A 24,842-nucleotide genomic window follows, 5' to 3' on the forward strand; every position below is an offset into this window, starting at 1 on the left:
AACACGGAAGCGCAGGCACATCAGATCGCGCCGGCCATCAGCCCATAGAGCACGCCAAGCAACGAGCAGCCTGCCAGAACCCACAACATGCCGAGCCGGAAGCGGAAGACGGCCAGCAGCGCGACGATCGCCAAAGCCAGCGCGGCGAGGTTCACGCTGGCCAGGACCGGAATGTCGAGGGTGGCGCCGAAGCCGCGCACCTCCCGGACTTCGCCGAACAGCACATGCAGCGCGAACCAGACGGCGAGGTTCAGGATCACCCCGACCACGGCGGCGGTGATCGTCGCCAGCGCCGCCGACAGCGCCCGGTTCGAGCGCAGCGCCTCGATGTAGGGCGCGCCGAGGAAAATCCACAGGAAGCAGGGCGTGAACGTCACCCAGGTGGTGAGCAGGCCGCCAAGGGTACCGGCAAGCAAGGGAGACATGGTTCCCGGCGAACGGAACGCGCCCATGAAGCCGACGAACTGGGTGACCATGATCAGCGGCCCGGGCGTGGTCTCGGCCATGCCCAGCCCGTCCAGCATCTCGCCCGGTTTCAGCCAGCCATAGCTTTCGACCGCCTGCTGGGCGACATAGGCCAGCACGGCATAGGCGCCGCCGAAGGTGACGACCGCCATCTTGGAGAAGAAGACGGCGATCTGCGAAAAGACGTCTTGTGGCCCGTAAAGCAGCAGCAGGGCCGCTACCGGCGCCAGCCACAGCACCAGCAGGATCGCCGCCATCCTGAGCGACCATCTACCGGCATTGCGGGCATGTTCGGGAATGGCTTCGCCAAGCGCGGTGTCGGCATCGGCCACCTTTCCCGCCTTGCCGTGTCCGCCGCTGGCCATGAAGGCGGCCCAGCCGGCGCGGCCGCCGATGTAACCGATCAACGCCGCCGCCAGCACGATCAGCGGGAACGGCAGGCGGAAGACGAAGATGGCGACGAAGGCGGCAGCGGCCAGCGCGACCATGACGGCGTTGCGCAGCGCCCGCCTGCCGATGCGCACGACGGCCTCCAGCACGATCGCCAGCACGGCGGCCTTGAGGCCGAAGAACAGCGACTGCACGATCCCGACAGTGCCGAAGATCGCGTAGATCCAGCTCAGCGCCATGATGGCGACGAGGCCGGGCAGGACGAAGAGGATGCCGGCGACGAGGCCGCCTTTGGTCCTGTGCAGCAGCCAGCCGATATAGATAGCGAGCTGCTGTGCTTCCGGGCCGGGCAGAAGCATGCAGTAGTTCAGCGCATGCAGAAACCTTGTCTCGCCGATCCAGCGTTTTTCCTCGACCAGGATGCGGTGCATGACGGCGATCTGCCCGGCCGGACCGCCGAAGCTCAGCGCGGCGATCCTGGCCCAGACCTTGACCGCCTCGGCGAAGCTTATGCCGTGCGCGGCGGGACGGTGCGGCGCCGGTGCGTCGGAAGCGGCGACGGTCATGACGCGGCTCCGGGCTTCGCGCTCGGCCAGTTGTGGCTCTCGTCCGTCGCGTCGCGGCACCAGCGGTAGAAGGCATCGTAGAGCGTCATGCCCGCTTCCAGCTGCGCCAGATCGTCGGAATACATGCGCGACAGGCCGAGCGAAGCCGCCAGCAACCCCGCCGCTTCCGGCGCCAGGTCGAGGCGGGCGGTGTCGGCGCCGCGCACGATGGCCGCGAGCCGGAGCAGCGGCTCCGTGGCGAGGCCGAATTCCTCGACCATGGTGTCGAAGCTGCATGTCTCACCGCGGTGGCTCCAGAAGACGTTCTCGACGTCGAAGGGCGTGGCATCGAACCGGTCGGCGACACCCGCCACCTCCTGCGGGGCAACGAACAGGAAGGCCGCGTGCGGGTCGACGAAACGGCGGATCAGCCACGGGCAGGCGATGCGGTCGATCTTCGGACGCGCCCGCGTCACCCACACGGTGCGGCCCGCCGCGTCGCGCGGCGGCACCCTGGCTGCCGGCACGGCGGGCAAGCCGGAGGCAAACCAGGCCTCGATGCCGCCTTCGAGCGACCCGGCGGGCAGACCGATCTGCCGCAGCCATGCAGCACAGCCTTCGCTCAGCTTCTTGCCGGCCTGGCAGATCACCACGGCCGAGGGCCGGGCGATCGCCTGGTGCCATGTCTGGACGTCGCGGTGCGATCGCCGGATCGAGCCAGGTACGAGTCGGGGATCGAGGGCGAAATCCTCGTCATTGCGCACGTCGATCAGCGCCGGGCAATGCGGCGTACCGATCAGGCGGGCGAGCTTGTCGATGGAAATGGTGGTCGGGGATGGCATGGCGCGTCCTTCCGTATCACGGGTTTCTGGACGCGATGCTTGGGCCGGAGCCTCGTGGGGAGATCGCAATCCCCATGGGCCGATGATTTGCCCGAGCCGCGGCCAAGTCAAGCGTTATGTGCAAAGGGAGGCCCGGGTTGGCATCCCGGTTCCCGCAAGCCGACCTCGCAGTCGAAATCTGTGTTTGCCGGAAAAACAATTTGATCGAAGCTGCCTCAAATCGCGCGGAATCCACGCGCGTTGATGAAGGCACTCGACGATGGAAGGAGGGGCAGATGAAACTGTCGTTTCTCATTCTGGCCGGGGCGCTTTCGCTGGCCGCATTCGAGGCGCAGGGGGCGTCCGCGATCCGGCCTGCCGCGCCCACGCCGGACGGGCTGCTGCAGCAGGCCCGCGTGACCTGTGCCTATCTGACACGCGACGGCTATTGCGTGCGTCCGCGCAAGCACTACCGCAAGCATCATCGCCAGCACTGGCGCTACCATCGCCCCGTCTACCGGACCTATGAGCCCTATCAGCCGGACGACAACGACTATTGGCGCTATGAACGCCCGCGCCCGCTCATTCGTATCGTTCCGGACTATCCGCCGCCTTACGGCGGCTGGGACGATGACGACGACTAGAAAGGTCGGCCGACACCTGGCTGGCCTGTCCGCGAGGCGTTCGCGAATTCACTTTTTTGGCAGATATCGATTTCAGGAGCTTGCGGAAATTAGGGCATTCCAGATGTGACGGAGCCGGGCAATCGGCGACATGCTGGATCGCCTCGCGAAGCGCGCGAAGTTTGGTGATCTGGCGCCCCAACTCGGCGGCTTTGGCATGCAGATCCGCACGGGGGATGTTCAGCGTCCCGTCGTTCGCAAACATCGAAGCAATCTCCGCAAGCGAAAAGCCGGCAACTTTCCCGAGCTCGATCAAGGATAGCGTGAGCAGCACGCTGGCATCGAATTGCCGGCGCAATCCGCGCCGTCCCGCGGAGCGGATCAGCCCTATTTCTTCGTAATAACGAAGTGCCGAAACCGACGCGCCGGAGCGTGACGTCACCTCGCCGATATCCATCAAGTTCATGCTTGACCTCAAGTTGACTTGAGTTGGTACGTTTCCATCGAACGATCGGCGAATCAAGCTCAACCGCTCCAACGATCGCGGCCCCGGCAACCCATGCGGGTTCCGGCGTGGGTATCCCTGCGCGTCCGTTGGAGCCGGTTTGCGTCATGCAGGAGAGAGGCACCAATGTATGGAAAAGTTGTCGTAGAGGGCAGTGGTCCCGCTGTGGTCATGGCACATGGGACCATGATGGATCATTCCATGTTCATGCCGCAGGTCAGCGCCCTGAAGGATCGCTATCGCGTCGTGTCCTATGACCAAAGGGCGCGCACCCCCGCGTATGACACCCCCTATTTTCTGAGAGACCTGGCCGAAGACTGTCGTGCGCTGCTCGACGATCTCGGCATAGGAAAATGCGTGCTGCTGGGCATGTCGATGGGAGGCTTTATGGCGACCGAGTTCATCCGTCTTTATCCTGATCGGGTGAATGCCCTTGTCTTCGTCGGCTCTCAGATCGGTACCTATTCCGAGAGTGAACAAGCTGCGCGCCTGATCGAATTCCAAAAGTTCGACCATGACGGCACCGTATCGTTGCCCCTCGCGCGGCAAACCGCCTCCTACATATTTGGCCGGCATACGTTGCAGGACAAAGCGGACACGGTAGATCACTGGGCGCATCGCTGGGCGGAGCTTCCCGCCCGCTCGGTTCTACGTGAGGCCGAGAGCTGGCTGGGAAAGGCGGACTACACCGCCGTTGCGCGACGATTTGAGAAGCCTGTCCTCGTCATCCACGGTGAGGACGACGCAGTCCTGCCCGTCGACGAAAAAACTGGTGCCATGGAAAGGGCATTTACGAACGTCGAAGTTGTTCGCATTCCGCGTTCCGGCCATGTCGTGAATCTCGAGGCGCCTGTGCGAACGAACGAAGTGCTGAGCACTTTCCTCGATCGTCTCAAGGATGAAGGCAAGCTGAGCCTGTAAAAGGACCCAGCGAATTTCCCGTATCGCGGAAACGCGGGTCAGGCCGATGGCGGCAGCCCCAGCCAGCCGTGATAGCCGACATAGAGCCCGACGCCGACGATCAGCACGGCCGACAGGTAAGGCGCCCTGCGGGCGACGGTGCCGAACCAGGACCAGCGTTTGTTGGCATGGCGGACGCTGAGAGCGGCGGCCGCCCCGACGCTGACCAGGGTGATGGCCAAGCCGATCGAGAAGCACAGCACCAGGGCAAAGCCCAGCGTGAATTCCTTGAGCTGCAGGCAGAGCAGCAGAACAGTGATCGCGGCCGGGCACGGAATGACCCCGCCGGTCAGCCCGAACAGCACGATCTGCCAGGTGGTCACGTTGCGGTCGGCGAAGCGGCGGCGGATGTCGTTGGCATGCGCCAGCTCGTGCGCGTCCTGATATTCGCTGCCGCTCACCTCCAGCCCGTGGATCTCCTCGTGCAGATGGTCATGGCCGAGACCTTCGACGAAGGACAGGTCGTAGTCATGGGTGTGGTTGCCGTGACCGAGACTGACGCGCGCCATGAAATCATGCGGCTCGGGGATCTCGTCGGCCGATTCCAGGTAGCCGCCGCGATCGACGAAGGTGAAACCCTGCCGGCTGCCGTCCGGCCGTTCGGTGACGATGGTCACGTCCCCCGCCGGCCAGCCATGGCCGCGTTCGGTGCGGATGCGCCAGCGTGGCGGCACGCCATCCTCGAACAGCTCGACCGCGATCACGCCGTGACCGGTGTCGATGCGACGGCTATCGCCGTGCCCATGATCGTGCGCATGGCCATGGTGGTCATGGTCATGATGATCGTCTCCGGAGGCGGCCTTCGCGTCCTGCTGCTCGCGCCAGGTGCGCCACAGCATCCAGAGCGCTATGGCGATGATGATCGCTGCCGAGGCGAGCTGGAACCAGGGCTCGAAGGTCTCGGCGTCGACGCCCCGCCACAGATACATGCCGCCCAGCGCAATGCCCCAGACGACGATGGTGTGGGAGACGGTGGCGGCGAGCCCCAGCAGCACGGCCTGCATAACCGTACCCCGGACCGCGACGATGAAGGCCGCCATCATCGTCTTGGAATGGCCGGGCTCCAGCCCGTGCAAAGCGCCCAGCAGGATGGCGCTGGGCACGAACAGCCAGGCATGGGCGGAACCTTGCTGGATCAGCTCGGCGAAACTCGGCATGCGAAACTCACAGATATTTGGTGATGGCCTTGAATTCGTCGATGGTGGCGCGCCGGTCCTGGTCGAGCATGCCGACGGCGTCGTCGAGGCAATGATCGAGGTGGTCCTGGATCAGCGTCTTCTTGGCCTGCGCGATCGCCTTTTCGACGGCGTGCAATTGCTGGGCGATGTCGAGGCAGGGGCGCCCCGTCTCGATCATCTCGATGACGCTGCGCAGATGTCCATCGGCCCGTTTCAGGCGCTTGACGATGTCGGGATGGGTTTCGTGACGATGAGGTTCCATGTGGGATCACTATCCTCCCCTGGAGGATAGCGCAAGTATCCTCCAGGGGAGGATGCTGTTTGCGGCACAGCGTCTCTATCTCCCCCGCAAGGGGGGAGATAACAGGCGCTTCACCTCGCTTGACCACAGGATATACGATCCATATATGAACCGTATATCCACTGGAGACAGCCATGGGCATCGTGAAGATCGACGAGGAACTGCATGAGGAGGTGCGGCGCGCCTCGACCGTGATGTGCCGTTCCATCAATGCGCAGGCCGAGTTCTGGATGAAGATCGGCATGCTGGCCGAGGCCAACCCGACGCTGTCCTTCACCGAGATCGTGAAGCGGGAGCTGGCCACCGCGCAGGACCACCCTGCCCCCAATCTTGCGGTAGCCTGATGCAGGTCGCGATCTTTCAGATGCGCGCCCTGCGCATCAGGTCTTTGGTTTTGCGCCTGTCGTTCTCGCAAAACCGCTTCACACTTTTGCGCGACAGGCTCTGAGATGGTCAAGACATCGGATGAGCTGGCGCTGATGCGCCAGTCCGGCAGGCTGCTGGCCTCCGTCTTCGAGATGCTGGACACGCTCGAGCTTGCCGGCATGTCGACGCTTGAGGTCGACGCGCTGGTCGACCGCTTCATCACCGAAGACCTCGCCGCGCGTCCCGCCAGCAAGGGACAGTATGGCTTCAAGCATGTGCTGAACTGCTCGATCAACGATGTCGTCTGCCATGGCGTGCCGGATGCGACCGCGATCATCCAGGACGGCGACATCGTCAACTTCGACATCACGCTGGAGAAGAACGGCTTCATCGCCGATTCCTCGAAGACCTATCTGGTCGGCGATGCCTCGCCCGTCGCGAAACGGCTGGTGCGCGTTGCCCAGGAGGCGATGTGGAAGGGCATCAGGGAGGTCAAGCCCGGCGCGCATCTCGGTGACATCGGCTACGCCATTGAAAAGCATGCGAAGAAGAACGGCTATTCGGTGGTGCGCGAATATTGCGGGCACGGCATCGGCCGCGAGATGCATGAAGAGCCGCAGGTGCTGAACCACGGGCGGCCCGGAACCGGCGTCAAGCTGCGCGAAGGCATGGTCTTCACCATCGAGCCGATGGTGAACCAGGGCACGCGCAGGGTCAGGACGGCAGACGACGGCTGGACGGTGCTGACCCATGACGGCAAGCTTTCCGCCCAGTTCGAGCACACCGTCGCCGTCACCGCCACCGGCGTCGAAGTGCTGACGCTGCGCAGCGACGAGAAGCTGGTGGCGTGAACGGGCTTCGCCCGCTGGCGCCAGCGTTCGTGGCATTCCACCAGCGTTCCGGAATGGATCCCCGACACTCTCCGGTCGCTTCGCTCCCTGCGAGGTCGAGGATGACGGACTTCATTTGGCGCCGGCACTAACTGTCACCGTCGGCACCTCCGTCGCCCTAGGCGCCAACGTTTGAGATTAGCCGACGCGCCCATCCCCTCGTCATCCTCGACCTCGTGAGCGACCGCAGGGAGCGGAGAGTGTCGGGGATCCATTCCGGAACGCTGACGAGGCACGGCGGTCCAGACCCGGCGTCGACGGCAGCACTCCCTAAGCCGGCAGGCAGGAGGGGCCGATCGGTTCGAACGTCTTGTAGGTCAGGATGAATTCGCGGTGTCCGAGCTGTTCGGACTTGGTGGCCTGGCCGTTCGCCACGGCGACGACCAGGTCGAAGATCTCGTCGCCGACTTCCGGCAGCGTCGCGGCACCGTCGAGAATCCGTCCCGCATCGACATCCATGTCGCCGGGGAGCCTGCGATAGGTCTCCGGATTGGCGCAGATCTTGATCACCGGCGCGATCGCCGAGCCGGAGACGGAGCCGCGGCCGGTGACGAAAAGCGTCAGGTGACAGCCCGACGCGATCAGCTCGACGATCTCGGCATTGTCGGAGATGTTCGGGAACCCGAAACGCACGTCGCCGTCCGGCACCACGTCCATGAGATAGAGCCCGCCCTTCGGCGGGATGTCGCCGGGCTTGATGAGGCCGGAAATCGGCGAGGAGCCCGACTTCGCATAGGCGCCCAGCGATTTCTCCTCGATCGTCGACAGCCCGCCATCGGCGTTGCCGGGGGCAAAGCTGCCATAGCCCAGTGTCGCGTAGTAGCGCGCTGCCTTCGCCACCGAGGCGCGCAGTTCGTCGCCGAGCTCCGGCGTCACGGCGCGGTCCGCCATGATCTCCTCGCAGCCGATCAGCTCGCCGGTCTCCTCGAAGATGCAGGCCGCACCCGCCTCGACCAGCCGGTCGAAGGCAAGGCCGGCGGCCGGGTTTCCCGTGATGCCGCTGGTGCCGTCCGAGCCGCCGCAGATGGTGCCGACGATCAGCTCGCCCGGATCCATCGGCACGCGCGGGACGCGGTCCAGTTCCTCGAGATACTGCTCGACCCAGCCGATGCCGTCGGCAATCGTGGAGAGCGTACCGCCGTTTTCCTGGATCGTCAGCGTCGCCACCGGCCGGCCGCTCGCCGCGACGGTGCGCGACAGGGAGAATTTGTTGAAGCTCTCGCAGCCGAGCGAGAGCAGCAGCACCGCGCCGACATTTGGATGCGTGCAGAGCCGGTCCATCATCTTCTGGGCATAGGGATTGGGAAAACAGCCCGGAAAGCCTATCAGGTGAACTTGCCCACCGCGGAAATGGCTGACGATCTCGCGCCCGACATGGTGGGCGCATTCCACCAGATAGGCGACGACCACGATGTTGCGGATGCCCTTGCGGCCGTCCGGCCGGAGGTAGCCGAGAATGGGTGCGCCTGTCATGATCCGGCCTCCGCGATCACATGCGTCCTGGTGTAGTCGCTCTTCAGGTTGTGGACATGGACGTGCTCGCCGGGCGCGATCGCCCGTGTCGCCGAACCGATCGGGGTGCCGTATTTGACGATCTTTTCGCCGGCGGCGATCGCACGGCGCGCCAGCTTGTGGCCGAGCGCGACGGTCTTTTCGAGAACCTGCGCATGGCCGCCGACAAGGACAGTCTCGCCCGCCTCGATGCGCCGGCAAACGACCAGGACATTGTCCTTTTCCGAGAGCAGAAGCAGGCGCGGGTCAGTCATCCTGTCCTCGATGTCCGTGTCAGAAGCCGTGCAGTGCGCCACCGTCGACCACAATGATGTGGCCGGTCACATAGGCCGCGGCGCGCGAGGCGAGATAGGTCATGGCCCAGCCGATATCGGCGCCTTCGCCGAAACGACCCATGGGGATGCGGCTGTTGATCTTGCGCGCCCGTTCCGGATCGGCCGCGGTCGCCTGGCGCAGGAGCGCGGTGTCGATCCAGCCGGGCGCCACGCCGTTGACCCGCACGCCGGACGGCGCGAGTTCGGTCGCCAGCGCCCGCACCATGCCGACATAGGCGGATTTCGCCGCGGAATAGCCGATCACGTTCGGGATGCCGAGGAACGAGCTCATCGAGGCGGTGAAGAGGATGCTGCCCTTCGCCGCCGAGACTTGCGGCAGGAAGGCGCGCGACAGGGCGAAGGCGCCGCCGACATGGACGTTCATGACCGCGTTGAAATCCTCGACGCTCATCGCCGCGAGCGGCTTCTTGACCGTATTGCCGGCATTGTTGACGAGGATCGAAACGCGGCCGGACTTCTGCTCGACATCGCTGGCGAATGCTTCCGCCGCCGCCGTATCGGTCACGTCGAAGACGTGGCTGCCGGCGGCGGGGCCGAGCGTCTTGCAGGCCTTGGCGAGCTTTTCGGCATTGGTGCCGACGATCGTCACCCTGGCGCCGGCCTGGACGAAGCAGCTCGCGACCGCAAGGCCGAGACCGCTGCCGCCGCCGGTCACCAGCGCGTGTTCGCCTTTCAGGCCGAAGACATCCTCGAGGCTCATGCGTCTTTCCCCGCTTCGATCCTGACGACGATCTTGGTGAAGCCACCGGGATCCTTGTCCCAGGCTTCCATGGCGGCGGCGGCCTCCTTGATCGGCACGACGCGCGAGACGATGCGGTCGCCGGCATCCGGATGCTGCTTCAGATAGGCGATGACATCGTTGAAGTCGGCGATCTCGGAACCGCGCGACCCGCGGATGTCCATTTCCTTGAGCAGGAAATGCTTGGTGTCGTAAGCGATCGGATTCTTGGCGTAGCCGACATAGACGACCCGGCCGCAGGAGGCGACGAGGTCGATCGCCTGCCTAAAGGTCACGTCGGCGCCGACGGCTTCGATGACGACCTCGGCGCCGTCGCCATGGGTCAGTTCGAGAACACGCGCCGCGACATCCTCGGAGGAGGCATCGATGGTTTCGGCGGCGCCGAGCGCGCCGGCGACCTTGAGCTTGTCGGCGCTGAGGTCGACGGCGATCACCCGTGCGTCCCTTCTCACGGCACCAAGCAGGGCGCCGAGACCGATGACGCCGCAGCCAAGGACGACGACGGTCTCCCCTGCTCGCAGCTCCGAGCGGCGCACGGCATGGAAACCGACGGCGATCGGCTCGATCAGCGCCAGGTCGCGCTGGCGCATGCCGTCGACAGGGATGACCTTGGCGACAGGGACGACCACGGTCGAGGTCATGGCGCCTTCGCGCTGCACGCCCATGGTCTGATTGTTCCTGCAGGCGTTGGGCCGGCCAAGGCGGCAGGCATGGCACGCGTCGCAGTTGAAATAGGGCAGGATGGTCACCGGCTGACCGATCGCCAGCCCGCTGACGCCGTCGCCGAGCGCGGCGACGGTGCCGGAGATTTCATGGCCCGGCACGCGCGGATAGGAGACCAGCGGGTTCAGGCCGCGGAACGAGGTGAGATCGGAACCGCAATACCCGACATAGTCCATGCGCACGGCAACGTCGCCGGGACCGGGCATCGGCATCGGCAGGTCGATCAGCGAGATCCTGCCGGGCTGGTCGAGACAGACGGCTTTCATCATGGTGATCAGACCTCGGCGATGGTGCTGTTTTCGATGACGTCCCAGTCGATCTCGACGCCGAGGCCGGGGCCGGAGGGCGGGGTCGCGTAGCCGTCCTTGATCGGCAGCGGCTGCTTGAGACCGAAGGCGAAGTTCTCGATCGGGTAGAGCAGTTCGAAGAAGTCGCAGTTCCTGATCGCGGCGGCGCAATGCAGGTTGACGATCTCCATCGGGTGGAAGATCGCGGTGTGGATCTCGCAGTTGACGCCGAAGGCCTCGGCAAGGCGCGCGGTCTTCATGACGCCGGTGACGCCGCCCGTCCAGGACACGTCCGCGCGGACGCGGTCGACGACGCGGGTCGAGATGCATTCGGCGATCGAGTAGGGATGCTTGGCTAGCACCTCGGTGCCGACGAGCGGGATTTCCAGCGTGCGGGCGAGCTCGCGCAGGGAATGGACATCCTCGTCGTAGAGCGGCTCCTCCAGCCAATAGAAGCCAAGCCGTTCCAGCTCGCGGCCGAAGCGGATCGACTGTTCGAGGTTGAACATCGAGACCGGATCGGACATCAGCGTGAAATCCGGACCGACGGCGGCGCGAACCTGGCGATGGACGTCGATGTCGTAGTCGAGATCGAGGCCGGGCGTGTGCAGCTTGTAGGCCCTCAGGCCCTCGCCCTTGGCACGCAGCGCCTCGTTCACGTAATCCTGCGGATCGGACAGGATCATCGAGCTGCCATAGACCGGCACGCTCTCGCGATAGGCGCCGAGATATTTGTAGAGCGGCTGGCCGGCCGCGGCGGCGGAAAGCAGCCACAGGCAGGTGTCGAACGGCCCATAGGCATAGATCGGCAGGTGCCCCCACCAGCGATCGGCAACGCGGAAATCGTGCCAGGCCTTTTCGCGGTCGAGTGGATCGCGGCCGATGAAGAACGGACGCAGCGTATCGGCGATCAGCCGGCCGGCGCCCGGCGCCGAGCGGCCGGCGAAGCCGAAAGCAGTCGCCTCCAGCCCCGTATCCGTCATCATGGTGACGGTCAGGAATTCGAACTTCGCGAAATCCCCGGTTCGAAATGCGCTGGCGGCAAAATCGCCCGGTTTGCGCTGGCAGCAGCGCACTTTCACGTCCGTGATCTTCATGGGGGAGCCTTCAATGAGCCGTGGCGGCAAGGTTGGGGCCGGGCGATCCCGACCCCGGATGTTTCAGAAACGGGGCAGATCGACCTCGACGCCCATCCACTTCTTCTGCAGGGCCTGCAGCTCGCCCGTGGACTGGAGCATGAAGAGCTCGGTGTTCAGCCAGTGCAGCAGGTCCGGATCGTTGCGGCGCAGGCCGATGCCCATCGGCGCCTGGGCGACGATGAACTGCTTCTTGAGCGCGGAATTGTGCTCCTCGACGGCACGGGCGAGCGCGCCGCTGGTGACGATGCCCTCGACCTGTCCCGCAAACAGCGCCTGCGAGGTGGAGGCGTCGTCGTCGTAGCGCTGCAGCTGCACGCCCTCGACGGCCTTCTTGGTCATGACGATGTCGTTGGTGCTGGCGCGCGTGACGCCGATCTTCATGCCCGCCAGGTCCTCGATCCTGGTGATGGGCTTGTCGGCCGGGCCGACATAGACCTGCTGGTCGACATAATAGGTGTTGGTGAAGGCGATCGCCTTGGCGCGCTCGGCGGTGATCGAGAACGAATAGATCACGATGTCGAGCTTGCCCGAGGTCAGGTTCGGGATGCGGTTGGCGGCCGTGGTGTCGACGATGTTGGCCTTGACGCCGAGGTCGCGGGCGATCAGCTTCGCGACGGACACGTCGTAGCCGTCCGGCTGCATGCTGGCGTCCATCAGGCCATAGGGCGGCGTTCCCAGGCCGACGCCGACATTGATGGTTCCACGCTGGACGATGGTATCGAGCGCGCTTTCGGCCTTGGCCGGCAAAACGATCGCCAGCATGGCGGCGAGCCCGATGGCAAGCTTCTTCAACAGCATGGCACTTTCCTCCCTTTGGTGATGGACTGGTTCTTCAGTTCGCTGTCTGGCGCAGCCGCCGCTCCAATCGGCGGCTGGCGTAGGACAGGGTCGAACAGATGACAAAGTAGATGGCCGCGACCGTCAGGTAGACCTGCAGCGGCTGGAACGTCGCGCTGGAGACGATCTGGCCTGCCCGCGTCAGTTCCACGAAGCCGACGATCGAAGCGAGCGCCGTGTTCTTGACGACCTGGACGGAGAAACCGACCGTCGGCGGAATGGCGACACGCAGGGCCTGGGGAACGATGACATCCAGCATGGTGTGGCGCCAGCCGAGCGCCAGCGCGAAGGCGGCCTCCCATTGCCCCTTGCTGATCGACTGGATCGATCCGCGCCAGATCTCACCGAGGAACGCGCTGCTGTAGAGGGTGAAGCCGATGCCGGCGGCATAGATCGCCGGCAGGTCGTAGCCCAGATTGGTGACGCCGAAATAGGCGATGAAAAGGGTGACCAGCAGGGGCGTTCCCTGGATGACGTAGATATAGGCCTGCGCGATCCAGCGCAGCCATGCGAGGCGCGAGAGCCGCATGAGAGCGATGATCGCGCCACCGATCGCGCCGCCCGCCAGCGCGATGATCGACAGGACCACCGTCCAGGTCGCGCATTGCAGCAGGAAACCCACATGGTTGATGCCGAAGGTCTGGAACATGGTCAGCGCCCCGCATAACGGAAGGAGAACAGGGCGCGGTCGATCAGCGCGAAGGCGCCTTTGAACGCGGCGGTCAAGGCGAGGTAGATCACGGCGACCACGAGATAGGCTTCGAGGCTTCGGAACGTCAGGCCCTGGACGTCGTTGGCGACGCCGGTCAGTTCCGGCACCGAGATGACCGAAACCACGCTGGAGGCCAGCATGATCAGGATGAACTGGCTGGTCAGCGCCGGGAAGATGGCGGAGATGGCCGGCAGCAGGACGACATAGCGGAAGGTCAGGTAAGGCGACATGCCGAGCGTGCGGGCCGCTTCCCTCTGGCCCTCGCCGATCGTCTGGATGCCTGCGCGCACGATCTCGGTGATATAGGCGCCGGCATAAAGCGTCAGGGACAGAATGGCCGCCGTCATCTCCGAAATGCGGATGCCGACCGAGGGCAGGCCGAAATAGACGATGTAGATCTGCACCAGGAACGGCGTGTTGCGGATGAGCTCCACATAGGCAGCGGCGATCGACGACAACACTTTCGAGCTGGAAAGGCGCATCAGCGCGCCGACGATGCCGACGCACATGCCGAGCACCAGCGCGGCGATCGACAGCGTCAGGGTCAACATCACGCCATGGACGAAGAGATCGCCGCGCGCGAACGTCCCGGAAAAATCTAGGTAGCCCACACTTGTTCCTCAGTTCTTTCTAAAGAGGGCCTCAGCTCTAAAGCAGGCTCGGCTCCGTCGCCTGCGCGAGGACCTTCACCTCGCGCAGCGTGTTCTGCCGGCTTCTGTCGAGATGCAGCAGCAAGGCGGCGACGATCTGCTCTTTCCTGCCGGCGGCGACCGCATCCAGGATGTCCTGGTGCTCCTTGACCGAGCGGCTGTAGTCGCCCGGAATGGACACGAAGACCGTATGCGTCTGGCCGATGATGCGGGCATGCATGTCGGAGATCATCGGGATGTGGGCCGCGCCGACGAGCGTGCTGTGGAAGGCGCGGTCGTGCGACAGCGCCATGGCCAGGTCGTCCAGCGATGTGCCGCCTGCGTAGCGCCGATGGTTTGCCAGGCTCTCCGAAAGCCTGGCGTGCAAGGCGCCGTCGATGCGCCCCGCGTCGAAAGCAGCCTCGACGGCGCCCTTTTCGATCAGCACGCGCGCCGCATAGAGCTCTTCGACATCGTCCTGGTTCAAGCTGCGGACAACCATGCCGCGGCGTGCGGAATTCACCAGGAGACCGTCGGCTTCCAGACGCAGGCAGGCTTCCTTCACCGGCGTGGGGCTGATCCCGAGATCCGCCGCAAGCTCGTTCGGCAGCAGCCGTTGGCCGCCCGCCAGCCTGCCGCTGACGATGCGCGAACGCAGTTCCTGATAGGCCTGCTCGGCCAAGGTCGTCTTGATCATGCTCATGACCCAAGCATCGGACTGCTTTCGTCCCGACGCAAGAAAAAAATTAAAAATAAAAAATTTTTTATTTTCCGATCTCGACCTTTCGGGTTACAAGCCGCTCCAGACAAGGAGGAGGAGCTCATGAACGGAAACGGCAACGCTTTCGTGAGGATGCGGGACGCGGTGAAGATGTTCGGCACCTTCCAGGCGCTCGACCATGTCAGTCTCGACGTCGCCAGGGGCGAGAAGATCGTCATCTGCGGGCCGTCAGGCTCCGGGAAGTCGACGCTGATCCGCTGCATCAACGGTCTCGAGGAGCTGCAGCAAGGCTCGGTGGAGATCGACGGCAAGCCGCTTGTCGAGAAATCCCATGGCCGGATCGCGCCGCGTCGCGACATCGGCATGGTGTTTCAGCAATTCAACCTCTTTCCACATCTGAAGGTGATCGAGAACTGCACGCTCGCGCCGACCCGCGTGCTTGGGACATCGAAGAAGGAAGCCTCGGAGAAGGCGATGGAGATGCTGCGCAAGGTGCGCATCACCGACCAGGCGGAGAAATATCCGTCCCAGCTTTCCGGCGGCCAGCAGCAGCGTGTCGCGATCGCCCGCGCGCTCTGCATGCAGCCCAAGATCATGCTGTTCGACGAACCGACCTCGGCGCTCGATCCCGAGATGGTCAAGGAAGTGCTGGACACGATGGTGTCGCTGGCCTCGGAAGGCATCACGATGATCTGCGTGACCCATGAGATGGGCTTCGCCAGCCAGGTCGCGGACCGCGTCGTGTTCATGGACAAGGGCCGGATCGTCGAGGAAGGGACACCGAAGGAGTTCTTCGCCGCGCCCAAGCATCAGCGCTCGCGCGAATTCCTCTCCCAGCTCCTGCACTGACAAACCCTAGAGCGTTTCCGTTTCGCGGAAACGCTCTAACTCTTTGTTTTTACGCAATTCCGGACGGAAAACCGCTGCGCACTTTTCCTGGAATTACTCTAGAGGCCTCGACATGCAAATCGCTTCCGTCCAACCGTTCATCCTGCATCTTCCCCTGACATCGGATTCCATTTCGGACTCGACGCACAACATCACCCACTGGGGCGTCGTCGGCGCGAAGATCGTCACGACCGACGGGCTGGAAGGATATGGCTTCACGGGGACGCATGCGCATCTCGCCTCCGACCGGCTGATCACCTCCTGCATCAGCGATTGCTACGCGCCGCTGCTGATCGGCGAGGATGCCTCGGATCATCAGCGCCTCTGGAGGAAGCTCGCGCGCTATCCGGCCCTGCAATGGGTCGGCCGGGCGGGAATCACCCATCTGGCGCTGGCGGCAGTCGACGTCGCACTCTGGGACTTGAAGGCGAAGAAGGCCGGCGTTCCGCTGTGGAGCCAGCTCGGCGGTGCTCGCACCGATGCGCTGGAGGCCTACAACACCGACATCGGCTGGCTCTCCTTCGATCTGGCAACGCTTCTGGAGGGTTCGGCAAAGGCGGTGGAGGAAGACGGCTTCACCCGCATCAAGATCAAGGTCGGCCACGACGATCCGATTGCCGATATCGAGCGGCTGACGGCGGTGCGCAAGCGCGTCGGCTCGAAGGTCCGCATGGCCATCGACGGAAACGGCAAATGGGACCTGCCGACCTGCCAGCGTTTCTGCGCGCTCGCCCGCGATCTCGACATCTACTGGTTCGAGGAGCCGCTCTGGTACGATGACGTCGCCGGCCATGCGACGCTTGCCCGCAACACGTCGATCCCGGTCGCGCTCGGCGAGCAGCTCTATACGGTCGACGCTTTCCGCAGCTTCATCGATGCGGGCGCGGTCGCCTATGTCCAGCCCGACGTCACACGTCTCGGCGGCATCACCGAATACATCCAGGTGGCGGACCTCGCGCTGGCGCACCGGCTCCCCGTCGTTCCCCATGCCGGCGAGATGAGCCAGGTGCATGTGCATCTGAGCTACTGGCACCCGGCGTCGACGATCCTGGAATACATCCCCTGGATCAAGGATCACTTCCGGGAACCGGCCAATGTCGTCGACGGCGTCTTCCAGCGCCCGCAGCAGCCCGGCGCCGGCACGACGCCGCTTCCGGCAAGCATGGAGCGATACGGCAAGAGCCTGGGGTGAAGCCTGGGCGATCCAAAGGCCACCGAGACCATTTCCCATAGCGAGGCTGAGACACGTGGAGCGGAAGTTCCCAGCCTCCGTCAGACCTTCCAACGTCGCCAGCCGCCTGTGGACCTCGGGGCACCGGGCGTCAACGCCACCCGCTTCGTGATTTTTTGCGCAAAAAATATTTACTGTCTCCCTCGCCTGCACTAGGGTCGCAAGCGAGTTCAATCGGTCTGTCTGCCACGGAGATCACCATGCATCTGGAAAGTCTCGCTTCGATTTCGGAGGGCCGCGGCTTCGACCTCCACTGGCAGGTCAAGGTGGTCGAAACCGGCGAGACGTTCGGGCAAGGCGCCGAGCTGGAAATGCCTTCGGCGAGCGTGCGGAAAATCTCGATCATGATGGCTGCGCTCAAGGCCGTGCATGAGGGCCGGATCGATCTCGCAGCCGATGTCACGATCACCAAGGAACTGCAGGAAGGGATCCTGTCCGGCGTCTGCCAGTACATGACGCCGGGGCTGGTGATCCCCTTCCGCGACGCCATCCTGCAAATGATCATCACCAGCGACAACATCTGCACCTTCGAGGTGATGCGGCCGTTCGAGATTCCGGAATTCACCAGCTATTGCAGGGACATCGGCATGGCGGGCACGACACACCGCACCCGCTTCCCGCCAACGAACCTGACCGCCGAACATGCGCTCGACCAAGTCACGACGACGACCAGCAGCGACCAGGTGCTGCTTCTCGACTGCATCCTGCGCGGCACCGAAGACGAGGCGGTCGCCAAGCGGCTCGGCGTCAGCACGGAGCTCTGCGCGATGGCGCTGCAGTTCCTCAAATGGCAGCGCTACCGCGAGATGATCCCGGGGTTGCTGCCGACCATGACCACGGTTGCGAACAAGACCGGATGGGGCCAGCGCGGCTGGATGGATTCCGGCATCGTCTTCAGGGACGAGCGCCCGCTCTATATCCTCAGCGCGACGACGGACAACGTGCCTGAAACCACGCCGGACGGACTGCCGGGGCGGGTTGCCGCCGGCCGCGCCATCGCGGAACTGTCCCGCGCCTGCTGGGATACCCTGGCCTGAAACGGCCTTTATTTGCGCAAAAAAGAACCGTTTCGCTGGCGATCAGAACGACTCGATGTGGCGCACGATGATGCGGTCGAGTTCGATTGGATCGCGCATTTCGATCGCCTTGACGATGCTGAAATGATCGAGGCTTGAGGCGCGCAGGCCTTCGACCGAACGCCATCGGCCGGTCGTCGAATGCTGGCTGCGGTTGCGCAGCTCGTCGATCATGTCGCACAGGACGTGATTGCCGGCAGTCTCGTAGAGCTTGGAATGGAAATTGTGGTTGGCAAGCGCCTGCTCGCGCCGGCCTTCGGCCAGGATCGACTGGTCGAAAGCCTCGGCCAGCCGGGCCAGCTCGGTCACATCTTCGCTGGTGGCTCTGGCGGCGATGAGGGGGGCGGCACTGCGCTCCAGGACGGTGCGCACGAAACGTGTTTCGAGCCGTGTCGACTCGTCGGGCGTCGCGACCCGGAAGCCGGCATTGGCCGCGTGATCGACGAGCTTCAGGTTGGAAAGTTCGGCAAGCGCGCGCCGGATATGGAACGCACTGGCGCCATGGTGGGCCTGCAGATCCGTCAGCTTCAGCCAGGTGCCCGGCGCATAGGCGCCGAAGATGATGTCGTTGCGGATCTCTTTGATGAGCAAGGCAAGCTGGTCCGCCGATTCACGCGACTTGGCCATGTGGATTCCTTCCCCTTGCCCCTTCGTAGAGCATTTTCGCGTTTCTACGAATCGCGAAATGCTTCAGCTTTTTGGTCTACGCAATTCCGGACGCAAAACCGCTGCACACTTTTGCTGGAATTGCTTTGGGCCCGCGCTCGAATGCCAGCACGGACCCGATTGTCCCTACATCCTATTGTTTCGAAACGTTCCAGAGCGCCGGCGTCTCGAGCGGGGACGCATGCACGCCTTTCAGCTTCTTGCTGACGCCGAGCGCCAGGTTGACGTGGTAGAGGCTGACCGCCGGCACCTCTTCCATGAACATCTTGTAGAGCTCGCCCGATATGCGCTTTACCTCCTGCGGGTCGCTGGCCTGCATGCCCTTGTCGAGCAGGGCGATCGCCGCCTCGTCCTTCCAGACCTTGCGCGATTCCGGCCCGATGATGCGTTCCCACGCGCCCATCGGATCGAACCGTCCCGAATAGCCGAACGACTGCGCCTGGTAGTTGCCGTTGGTGTAGCGCTCCAGTTGCAGCCCCCATTCGAGCGTTTCGATGTTGGCCTGGATGCCGGCCATCAAAAGCAGGCTCTGTACGATCACCGCTTGATCGAACATGCCCTCGAACTGCTTGTTGGCGATGATGGTGATCGGCTGGCCTGCATAACCGGCTTCGGCCAGCAGCGCCTTCGCCTTGTCGAGCGACGCGCCGAGCTGTTCGTTTTCCGGCTGGGTATAATATTTGCTGGCGCGCGGCATCGGCGTCGTCGTTCCCGCCCATTGGCCGAACGAGACACCCTGCGCGACGGCGGTGCGGTCGATCGCCAGGGCGATCGCCTGGCGGATGCGCTTGTCCTTCAGCAGCGGGTCCTTGCTGTTGAGCAGCAGCGCATACCAGACGGTCGTGTCGGACGAGACGACATCGAGCGTCGGCTCCGCCTTGATCTGTTCGACGGCCTGCGGGGTGATCGGTGTCAGGTCGAGCGCGCCGGAGCGTAAGCCGACAAGCCGTGCCGAAGGGTCGGTCACCACCGCAAAGCGCAGTTTGTCGACCAGCGCTTCCTTGCGGCCCAGCCGGCCGTTCGGTTCGCCTTCCGGCGAGACATAACCGGCGAATTTGTTGACCTCGACGAAATCGCCGATCCGACGCTCACCGAAGGTGAATGGCCCGGTGCCGACGACTGTCTTCCAGGCACCGTCCGGGCCGACCGACGAAGAATGGAAGACAGGCGTGCCGGCGCAATCGGGCCGGGCGAGATTGTAGATGAAGCTGCCGTTCGGCTTGGCCAGTTTGTAGACGATGGTTTCCGGATCCGGCGTCTCCACCGACGCGACCTTGATCGCGCCTTCGAAAACCGCTTTGCAGCGCCAGATGGATTCGGGTCCCATCAGATAGTCCCATGACCATTTGACGTCGGCCGAGGTCAGCGGCTCGCCATTGTGGAATTTCACACCCTTGCGCAGCTTGAACACATAGGCCTTGCCGTCGTCCTCCACGGCATAGGACTGCGCCAGCACGGGGCCGACTTCGAGGTTGTCGCCGTAAGCGACGAGCCCTTCGACGACATGCATGTGGACCGGGTCCGACATGCCGTCGCGCTCGCGCGCCGGATCGACGCCGCGGACGTCCTCGGTCATTCCGACAGTGATCATGCTCGGCGCCTGCGCATGGACAGGTGCTGCCGAGAGCATCAGGGTGGCGAGTGCCGCCAACGGTGTCATCCGACTGGATTTCAACCATCCCATCGAGAAATCTGGCATTTCTTTCGACCTCCACATTCTTGTTGTTGTTCCCTGGATCTTATTGGACGGAGCGCTCCAGTTGCCGAGACGGCGCTGACCCAACCTTAGGATCGATGCCCGGGGCCGCCTCGATGAGGCTCCTGGTGTAGGCATGTTCGGGCGCATCGAGGATGCGCCGGGTAGGCCCCTCCTCGACCACCTTGCCGTTGTCCATGACGACGATGCGATGGGCGATCTGCCGCACGGCGGAGAGATCGTGGCTGATGAACAGGCAGGCAAAACCGTAGCGCTTCTGCAGCGAGGCGATGAGAGCCAGCACCTGCGCCTGGATCGTCATGTCGAGCGCCGAGACCGGCTCGTCGGCCACCACGAAAGCCGGGTGACGCACGATCGCGCGGGCAATGGCGACACGCTGCCTCTGCCCGCCGGACAGCTCATGCGGGTAGCGCAGGTCGAAACCGGCGAGGCCGACGTCGCGCATGACCTCGTCCAGGCGCTCGCGCTTCTGATCGCGGCTCAAATCCTCCGCATGGCGCAGCGGCTCGGCAATGATCGCGCCGATGCGCCGGCGCGGATCGAGAGACGAATACGGATCCTGGAACACCATCTGGCAGGCGAGCCGCATCGTGCGGCCGATATGGTTGGTTTCGGCCGACAGGCGCTCACCCTGGAACGAGACCGAACCCCGCTCCAGCGGCGCAAGACCGATCAGGGCCCGGCCGAGGCTGGTCTTGCCGGAGCCGCTGCCGCCGACGAGCGCAACGGTTTCACCGCGGCGAATGGCCAGGCTGACGCCTGAAACAGCCGTATCCGAGCGGCCGCGATAGCGCACGGCGACATCGTCGGCGCTGATCAGTTCGCCGGCTTGCATGTCGCCCGGTTCTGCAAGGCTCTCGACACGTCGCGCGGCAGCGACCAGTTCGCGCGTGTAGGGGTCTTTCGCTCCGGCGATGAGATCGGCCGTGGCACCGGCCTCCACCAGCACGCCGTTGCGCAGCACCGTCATTTCGCTGGTGTAGCGGGCGACGAGGCCGAGATTGTGGGTGATGAGCAGGACGGCCGTGCCGGCATCGCGCGCCAGCTCGACCATGATATCGAGCACTTCGCGCTGACTCAGCGTATCGAGCGCCGTCGTCGGCTCGTCGGCGATCAGGAGCTTGGGCCGCAACAGCATCACCGAGGCCAGCATGATGCGCTGGCGCATGCCACCGGAAAACTGATGCGGGTAGGAGGTCAGGCAGCCTTCCGGATCGGCGATGCGCACGCGCCGCAACATCTCGATGGCGCGCGCGCGGATCTCGTCGCGGGACAGGCCGGTGTGCCGACGCAGCGCTTCGGCGAGCTGAGCGCCGATCGTCATGGCGGGGTTGAGCGAAACCATCGGCTCCTGGAACACCATGCCGGCGACGGGACCGCGCAGCGTGCGCATCTTGCGGTCCGATGCCGGAACGATGGCTTCCCCGGCGAGCGTGATGTCACCGCCGGTGATGCGGACGCCGGGCGGCAGCAGCTTCAGGATCGCGCGCGCCAGCATGGTCTTGCCGCTGCCGGATTCGCCGACAAGTGCCGCCAGCCTTCCCGGCCGCAGCGTCAGGTCGACGCCTTTCAATATGTCCACCGCACCCACCCGGATGCGCAGCGCCTTGATGTCGAGGAGCGGTTTCTCGGTCATGGTCATGCCATCGCCATGCGTGGGTCGAGATGGTCGCGCAGGGCGTCGCCCAGAAGGTTGGTTCCCAGGAGTGCCAGCGAGATGCAGGCGCCGGGCGCCAGGCTGAGCCAGAGCGCGTTCTCGAAATAGGGCTGGCTGGCGGCCAGCATGTTGCCCCATGTCGGCGCCGGCGGCGGCACGCCGAGCCCCAGGAACGACAGCGCGCTTTCAGCCAGGATGACCCAGCCGAACATCGATGTCGCGAACACTGAGATCGGCGCCAGGCAATTGGGCAGGATATGCGCCAGCATGGTGTAGAGTTCGGAATTGCCGATGACGCGCGAGGCTTCGATATATTCCTTCTCGCGCACCGACAGCACCGCGCTGCGCACCACCCGGATCACGCCGGGGGCGTAGGCCAGCGACAGTGCGATGACGATGCCGTTGCGCCCGGCACCGGTGATGACGATCAGCGCCAGCGCAAGCAGGATGCCGGGGAAGGCAAGCAATGCATCGGTGAGCACCATGATGAGCCGGTCGACCCGGCCGCGCAGGCTGCCGGCGACAAGCCCGACGACGGTGCCGATGGAGACCGCGATCGCGACCGTAACGGCGGCGATGCCGAGGCTGGTGCTGGCACCCGCCATAAGCCGGCTCAATATATCGCGGCCGAATTCGTCGGCGCCCAGCCAATGCGCCGCGGAAGGCGGCGACAGCCGGTTGACCATGTCGAGCTGGAGTGGGTTGAACGGCGTCCAGAAGGTTCCGACGATGCCTGCCGTCACCAGCAGGGCGGAGATCGCCGCTCCAAGGATAAAGTTTGCGCCACGGCTCATCGCGCTACACCGCCGATACGCGTGGATCGAAGATCGGGTAGAGCAGATCGACGATCAGGTTGACGAGGACAAAGACGCCGGCGGTCAAAAGCAGGCAGCCCTGGACGACGGGATAGTCGCGCGCATAGATCGACTCGACCAGCAGCCGGCCGAGCCCCGGCAAGGTGAACACCGTCTCCAGCACGGCGATGCCGCCGAGCAGATTGCCGAGCATGAGGCCGATCAGCGTCAGCGTCGGCGCGAAGGCATTGGGAAAGACATGGCGCAGCAGCACCTGCCGCTCGGACAGGCCCTTGGCGCGCGCATGGGTGACGTATTCGAGCCGCAGCACTTCGATGGCGCTGGCCCGCGCCATGCGGATAAGCACGCCGGCCTCGATCAGCGCCAGCGTCGCCACGGGCAGGATCACGAAGGAGACGGCTTTGAAGAAGTCGTCGCTGAAGCCGACATAGCCGAGCACCGGCACCCATTTCAGCTTCAGGCCGAAGCCGACGAGCAGGAGCAGGCCGAGCCAGAAGCTGGGAATCGAAAGCAGCAGCGTCGCCAGCGACACGACCGTCAGGTCGGTTGCGCTGTTCTGTTTCCAGGCAGCGACGATGCCCGCCGGTATGGCGATGAGTGCGGCCAGCGCCACCGCCACCAGCACGATGACCGAGCTTACGGCAAAGCGATCGAGGATGAGCGGCAGCACCGCCTGGCCGGTCCGGGTCGAGACGCCGAGATCGCCCGTCAGCACGCCGCCGATCCAGTAGAGGAATTGCAGCGGCCAGGGCTGGTCGAGGCCCCAGCGCTGGCGAAGGATCTCGAGCTGCTGGGCATTGGCGGATTCGCCCAGCATCAGCTGCGCCGCATCGCCCGGAATGATCCGGATGAGGATGAAGACCGTCACCGCGACCAGCAGCAAGGTGATCAGCGTCATCCCCAGGCGGTTGGCGGCATAGCGGAACATGTTACGCCGCCATGCTGGGCGCTGCGGACAAGGCGTAGGTGGTCGACTGGCGGTTGAGGGCCGGAAGCGGCGTGATGTCCATGGTGCCGGCATTGCTGTCGATCATCAGCGTCGCAACGGTCGCGGTCAGGTCGCCGCGCGTCGACTTGCGCAGCGGCGCCCGGCAGACCGCAAGCGGCGCGCCGAACTCGTCGCGCAAGGCAGTGACGACGTCCCGGCGCGTGATGTTGCCGATCTTCGGTTTCAGATGCTCCTTCACGCGCAGGTCGCGGTAAAGGCTGTCGGGCGTGCCGAGAATGCCGACATCCTTGTATTTCGACAGCGCAGCCGTGCTCGTCCAATGATTGGCATGCACGATCAGGCCGTTGTCCGGATAGACCGCGAAGGTTTCCGACGGCGCGCATTCGAAATCGATGGCGACGCCGTCACGATGGCTGAGGATGAGATTGTTCGAGGTCAGCTTCTGGGTCGATACGATCACCCCGATCGCGCCGGCATAGCTCTCGGACTCGAGCGCCTTGCGCCGCAAAAGGGCGAGCGGAATGCCGGGCTTCTCGAAATCGCGGTCGGACTCGATGTAGTTGGCGGTGATGGCGATGCCGGCGGCATTCACGCCTGCGCGCGACAGGGCGCCGGCTTCCGCGAACATCAGCACGTCCGGGCCGTCGTCGCGCCTGATCTGGAGGACGACGGCGGTTTCGGCGCATTCCGCCTTCCAGTCCCAGTTGGTGGCGTGGATGATCGTCCCGTCGGCCGATGCCGAGGGCAGCACGACGACGCCCGTGCATCCGTCGGGCGAATTCTGCTCGCGTTCGCTTGCCCGCTTCTGCACTTCCAGCGCCTCGTGCAGGAGTTCGGTGCGGGCATTGAGCAGAACGATGGAATCGAAATCGATCCTGGCACCCTCGGCGATACCCTTCATCTCCTCGACCAGGTCGCCGTCATAGGCGTGGATGCGCGGCAGGTAGCTCTCGACATGGCTGCGAATGCCGCGGCCATCGAGGCCGCAGTCGGCAAACTGCCTCAGATAATGAGAGACGCCGCGCGCGATCCGCTCCGACGCGGCCTGTCCATACTGGCGCCCCCTCTCGCGCGGGGTTCCACGGATTTCAATCAGGGGGAATTGGGAAACTGTCATTTGATCTCTCTATTTATGCGCATAAACTAGAGTGATCTCGACAAAGTT

27 protein-coding genes are annotated in these 24,842 nt (G+C 64.4%); 7 read left to right on the forward strand and 20 right to left on the reverse strand.

All coding sequences use genetic code 11. The features are described 5' to 3' along the window. Positions 1-20: 20 nt before the first annotated feature. Together chrA and AO692_RS21790 are read right to left on the reverse strand one after the other, a co-directional pair. Positions 21-1,421 (reverse strand): chromate efflux transporter, encoded by a 1,401-nt coding sequence (chrA, locus tag AO692_RS21785; protein ID WP_054312137.1) that lies wholly within the window; start codon positions 1,419-1,421, stop codon positions 21-23. Next, positions 1,418-2,242: a sulfurtransferase/chromate resistance protein gene (locus AO692_RS21790; RefSeq protein WP_054312138.1), complete on the reverse strand. Its 825-nt coding sequence runs from the start codon at positions 2,240-2,242 to the stop codon at positions 1,418-1,420. The genes chrA and AO692_RS21790 overlap by 4 nt, the downstream gene beginning before the upstream one ends. A 275-nt stretch (positions 2,243-2,517) precedes the next feature. Here AO692_RS21790 and AO692_RS21795 point away from each other — a divergent pair, with 275 nt between their 5' ends. Next, positions 2,518-2,865, forward strand: a complete 348-nt coding sequence (locus tag AO692_RS21795; RefSeq protein WP_054312139.1) for a hypothetical protein — start codon at positions 2,518-2,520, stop codon at positions 2,863-2,865. Here the strand turns inward: AO692_RS21795 and AO692_RS32375 are convergent. Further along, positions 2,804-3,310, reverse strand: coding sequence for a helix-turn-helix domain-containing protein (locus AO692_RS32375; protein ID WP_082407482.1), 507 nt, complete (start codon positions 3,308-3,310; stop codon positions 2,804-2,806). The genes AO692_RS21795 and AO692_RS32375 overlap by 62 nt on opposite strands. A gap of 210 nt (positions 3,311-3,520) precedes the next feature. Here AO692_RS32375 and AO692_RS21800 point away from each other — a divergent pair, with 210 nt between their 5' ends. Then, positions 3,521-4,270 (forward strand): alpha/beta hydrolase, encoded by a 750-nt coding sequence (locus AO692_RS21800; RefSeq protein WP_054312140.1) that lies wholly within the window; start codon positions 3,521-3,523, stop codon positions 4,268-4,270. A gap of 38 nt (positions 4,271-4,308) precedes the next feature. On the opposite strand, the gene AO692_RS21805 is transcribed toward AO692_RS21800, so the two are convergent. Both AO692_RS21805 and AO692_RS21810 read right to left on the reverse strand, forming a co-directional pair. Then, a complete protein-coding gene (locus tag AO692_RS21805) occupies positions 4,309-5,466 on the reverse strand; it encodes a nickel/cobalt efflux transporter (RefSeq protein ID WP_054312141.1) in 1,158 nt (385 codons plus the stop codon). Between the two features lie 7 nt (positions 5,467-5,473). Then, a complete protein-coding gene (locus AO692_RS21810) occupies positions 5,474-5,749 on the reverse strand; it encodes a metal-sensing transcriptional repressor (protein WP_054312142.1) in 276 nt (91 codons plus the stop codon). A gap of 173 nt (positions 5,750-5,922) precedes the next feature. Here AO692_RS21810 and AO692_RS21815 point away from each other — a divergent pair, with 173 nt between their 5' ends. Together AO692_RS21815 and map are read left to right on the forward strand one after the other, a co-directional pair. Continuing rightward, complete coding sequence (locus tag AO692_RS21815; RefSeq protein ID WP_054312143.1) at positions 5,923-6,132, forward strand: ParD-like family protein; 210 nt, start codon at positions 5,923-5,925, stop codon at positions 6,130-6,132. 105 nt (positions 6,133-6,237) lie between these two features. Next, the gene (gene map / locus AO692_RS21820) at positions 6,238-7,005 is read left to right on the forward strand and encodes a type I methionyl aminopeptidase (RefSeq protein ID WP_054312144.1); all 768 of its coding nucleotides are present in this window, start codon (positions 6,238-6,240) and stop codon (positions 7,003-7,005) included. Between the two features lie 309 nt (positions 7,006-7,314). Here the strand turns inward: map and AO692_RS21825 are convergent, their stop codons facing one another. From AO692_RS21825 to AO692_RS21865, 9 genes are all read right to left on the reverse strand, one after another. Further along, entirely contained in the window at positions 7,315-8,517 is a 1,203-nt protein-coding gene (locus tag AO692_RS21825; RefSeq protein WP_054312145.1) for a UxaA family hydrolase, read from the reverse strand. After that, complete coding sequence (locus tag AO692_RS21830; protein WP_054312146.1) at positions 8,514-8,810, reverse strand: UxaA family hydrolase; 297 nt, start codon at positions 8,808-8,810, stop codon at positions 8,514-8,516. The genes AO692_RS21825 and AO692_RS21830 overlap by 4 nt, the downstream gene beginning before the upstream one ends. Positions 8,811-8,829: 19 nt before the next feature. Beyond that, the gene (locus AO692_RS21835; protein ID WP_054312147.1) at positions 8,830-9,591 is read right to left on the reverse strand and encodes an SDR family oxidoreductase; all 762 of its coding nucleotides are present in this window, start codon (positions 9,589-9,591) and stop codon (positions 8,830-8,832) included. Further along, positions 9,588-10,622 carry a zinc-binding alcohol dehydrogenase family protein gene (locus AO692_RS21840; RefSeq protein ID WP_082407484.1) on the reverse strand — a complete coding sequence of 345 codons (1,035 nt, stop codon included), beginning with the start codon at positions 10,620-10,622 and terminating at the stop codon, positions 9,588-9,590. The genes AO692_RS21835 and AO692_RS21840 overlap by 4 nt, the downstream gene beginning before the upstream one ends. A gap of 5 nt (positions 10,623-10,627) precedes the next feature. After that, positions 10,628-11,737 carry an enolase C-terminal domain-like protein gene (locus AO692_RS21845; RefSeq protein ID WP_054312148.1) on the reverse strand — a complete coding sequence of 370 codons (1,110 nt, stop codon included), beginning with the start codon at positions 11,735-11,737 and terminating at the stop codon, positions 10,628-10,630. A 63-nt stretch (positions 11,738-11,800) separates the two neighbouring features. Beyond that, positions 11,801-12,577, reverse strand: a complete 777-nt coding sequence (locus AO692_RS21850; RefSeq protein WP_054312149.1) for a transporter substrate-binding domain-containing protein — start codon at positions 12,575-12,577, stop codon at positions 11,801-11,803. A 34-nt stretch (positions 12,578-12,611) separates the two neighbouring features. Then, positions 12,612-13,265, reverse strand: coding sequence for an amino acid ABC transporter permease (locus AO692_RS21855; protein ID WP_054312150.1), 654 nt, complete (start codon positions 13,263-13,265; stop codon positions 12,612-12,614). Between the two features lie 2 nt (positions 13,266-13,267). Beyond that, positions 13,268-13,939 carry an amino acid ABC transporter permease gene (locus AO692_RS21860; RefSeq protein ID WP_054312151.1) on the reverse strand — a complete coding sequence of 224 codons (672 nt, stop codon included), beginning with the start codon at positions 13,937-13,939 and terminating at the stop codon, positions 13,268-13,270. 37 nt (positions 13,940-13,976) lie between these two features. Continuing rightward, complete coding sequence (locus AO692_RS21865) at positions 13,977-14,660, reverse strand: GntR family transcriptional regulator (protein ID WP_054312152.1); 684 nt, start codon at positions 14,658-14,660, stop codon at positions 13,977-13,979. A gap of 120 nt (positions 14,661-14,780) precedes the next feature. Here AO692_RS21865 and AO692_RS21870 point away from each other — a divergent pair, with 120 nt between their 5' ends. From AO692_RS21870 to AO692_RS21880, 3 genes are all read left to right on the forward strand, one after another. Next, positions 14,781-15,527 (forward strand): amino acid ABC transporter ATP-binding protein, encoded by a 747-nt coding sequence (locus AO692_RS21870; protein WP_054312153.1) that lies wholly within the window; start codon positions 14,781-14,783, stop codon positions 15,525-15,527. Between the two features lie 112 nt (positions 15,528-15,639). Beyond that, positions 15,640-16,758 carry a mandelate racemase/muconate lactonizing enzyme family protein gene (locus AO692_RS21875; protein ID WP_054312154.1) on the forward strand — a complete coding sequence of 373 codons (1,119 nt, stop codon included), beginning with the start codon at positions 15,640-15,642 and terminating at the stop codon, positions 16,756-16,758. A 239-nt stretch (positions 16,759-16,997) separates the two neighbouring features. Then, positions 16,998-17,834 carry a serine hydrolase gene (locus AO692_RS21880; protein WP_054312155.1) on the forward strand — a complete coding sequence of 279 codons (837 nt, stop codon included), beginning with the start codon at positions 16,998-17,000 and terminating at the stop codon, positions 17,832-17,834. 42 nt (positions 17,835-17,876) lie between these two features. Here AO692_RS21880 and AO692_RS21885 read toward each other — a convergent pair whose 3' ends face one another. The 6 genes from AO692_RS21885 to AO692_RS21910 all read right to left on the reverse strand — a co-directional run bounded on the left by AO692_RS21885 (position 17,877) and on the right by AO692_RS21910 (position 24,794). Then, entirely contained in the window at positions 17,877-18,500 is a 624-nt protein-coding gene (locus AO692_RS21885) for a GntR family transcriptional regulator (protein ID WP_054312156.1), read from the reverse strand. A gap of 172 nt (positions 18,501-18,672) precedes the next feature. Then, a complete protein-coding gene (locus AO692_RS21890; protein ID WP_161808108.1) occupies positions 18,673-20,238 on the reverse strand; it encodes an ABC transporter substrate-binding protein in 1,566 nt (521 codons plus the stop codon). A 40-nt stretch (positions 20,239-20,278) separates the two neighbouring features. Continuing rightward, the gene (locus AO692_RS21895; protein ID WP_054312425.1) at positions 20,279-21,892 is read right to left on the reverse strand and encodes an ABC transporter ATP-binding protein; all 1,614 of its coding nucleotides are present in this window, start codon (positions 21,890-21,892) and stop codon (positions 20,279-20,281) included. 2 nt (positions 21,893-21,894) lie between these two features. Continuing rightward, positions 21,895-22,707, reverse strand: coding sequence for an ABC transporter permease (locus AO692_RS21900; protein ID WP_054312158.1), 813 nt, complete (start codon positions 22,705-22,707; stop codon positions 21,895-21,897). A gap of 4 nt (positions 22,708-22,711) precedes the next feature. After that, the gene (locus AO692_RS21905) at positions 22,712-23,656 is read right to left on the reverse strand and encodes an ABC transporter permease (RefSeq protein ID WP_054312159.1); all 945 of its coding nucleotides are present in this window, start codon (positions 23,654-23,656) and stop codon (positions 22,712-22,714) included. A 1-nt stretch (position 23,657) separates the two neighbouring features. After that, the gene (locus AO692_RS21910; RefSeq protein ID WP_054312160.1) at positions 23,658-24,794 is read right to left on the reverse strand and encodes a C45 family peptidase; all 1,137 of its coding nucleotides are present in this window, start codon (positions 24,792-24,794) and stop codon (positions 23,658-23,660) included. Between the last annotated feature and the right edge of the window lie 48 nt (positions 24,795-24,842).

The organism is Mesorhizobium sp. 1M-11, from assembly GCF_001303895.1.
Taxonomy (GTDB): Bacteria; Pseudomonadota; Alphaproteobacteria; order Rhizobiales; family Rhizobiaceae; genus Mesorhizobium.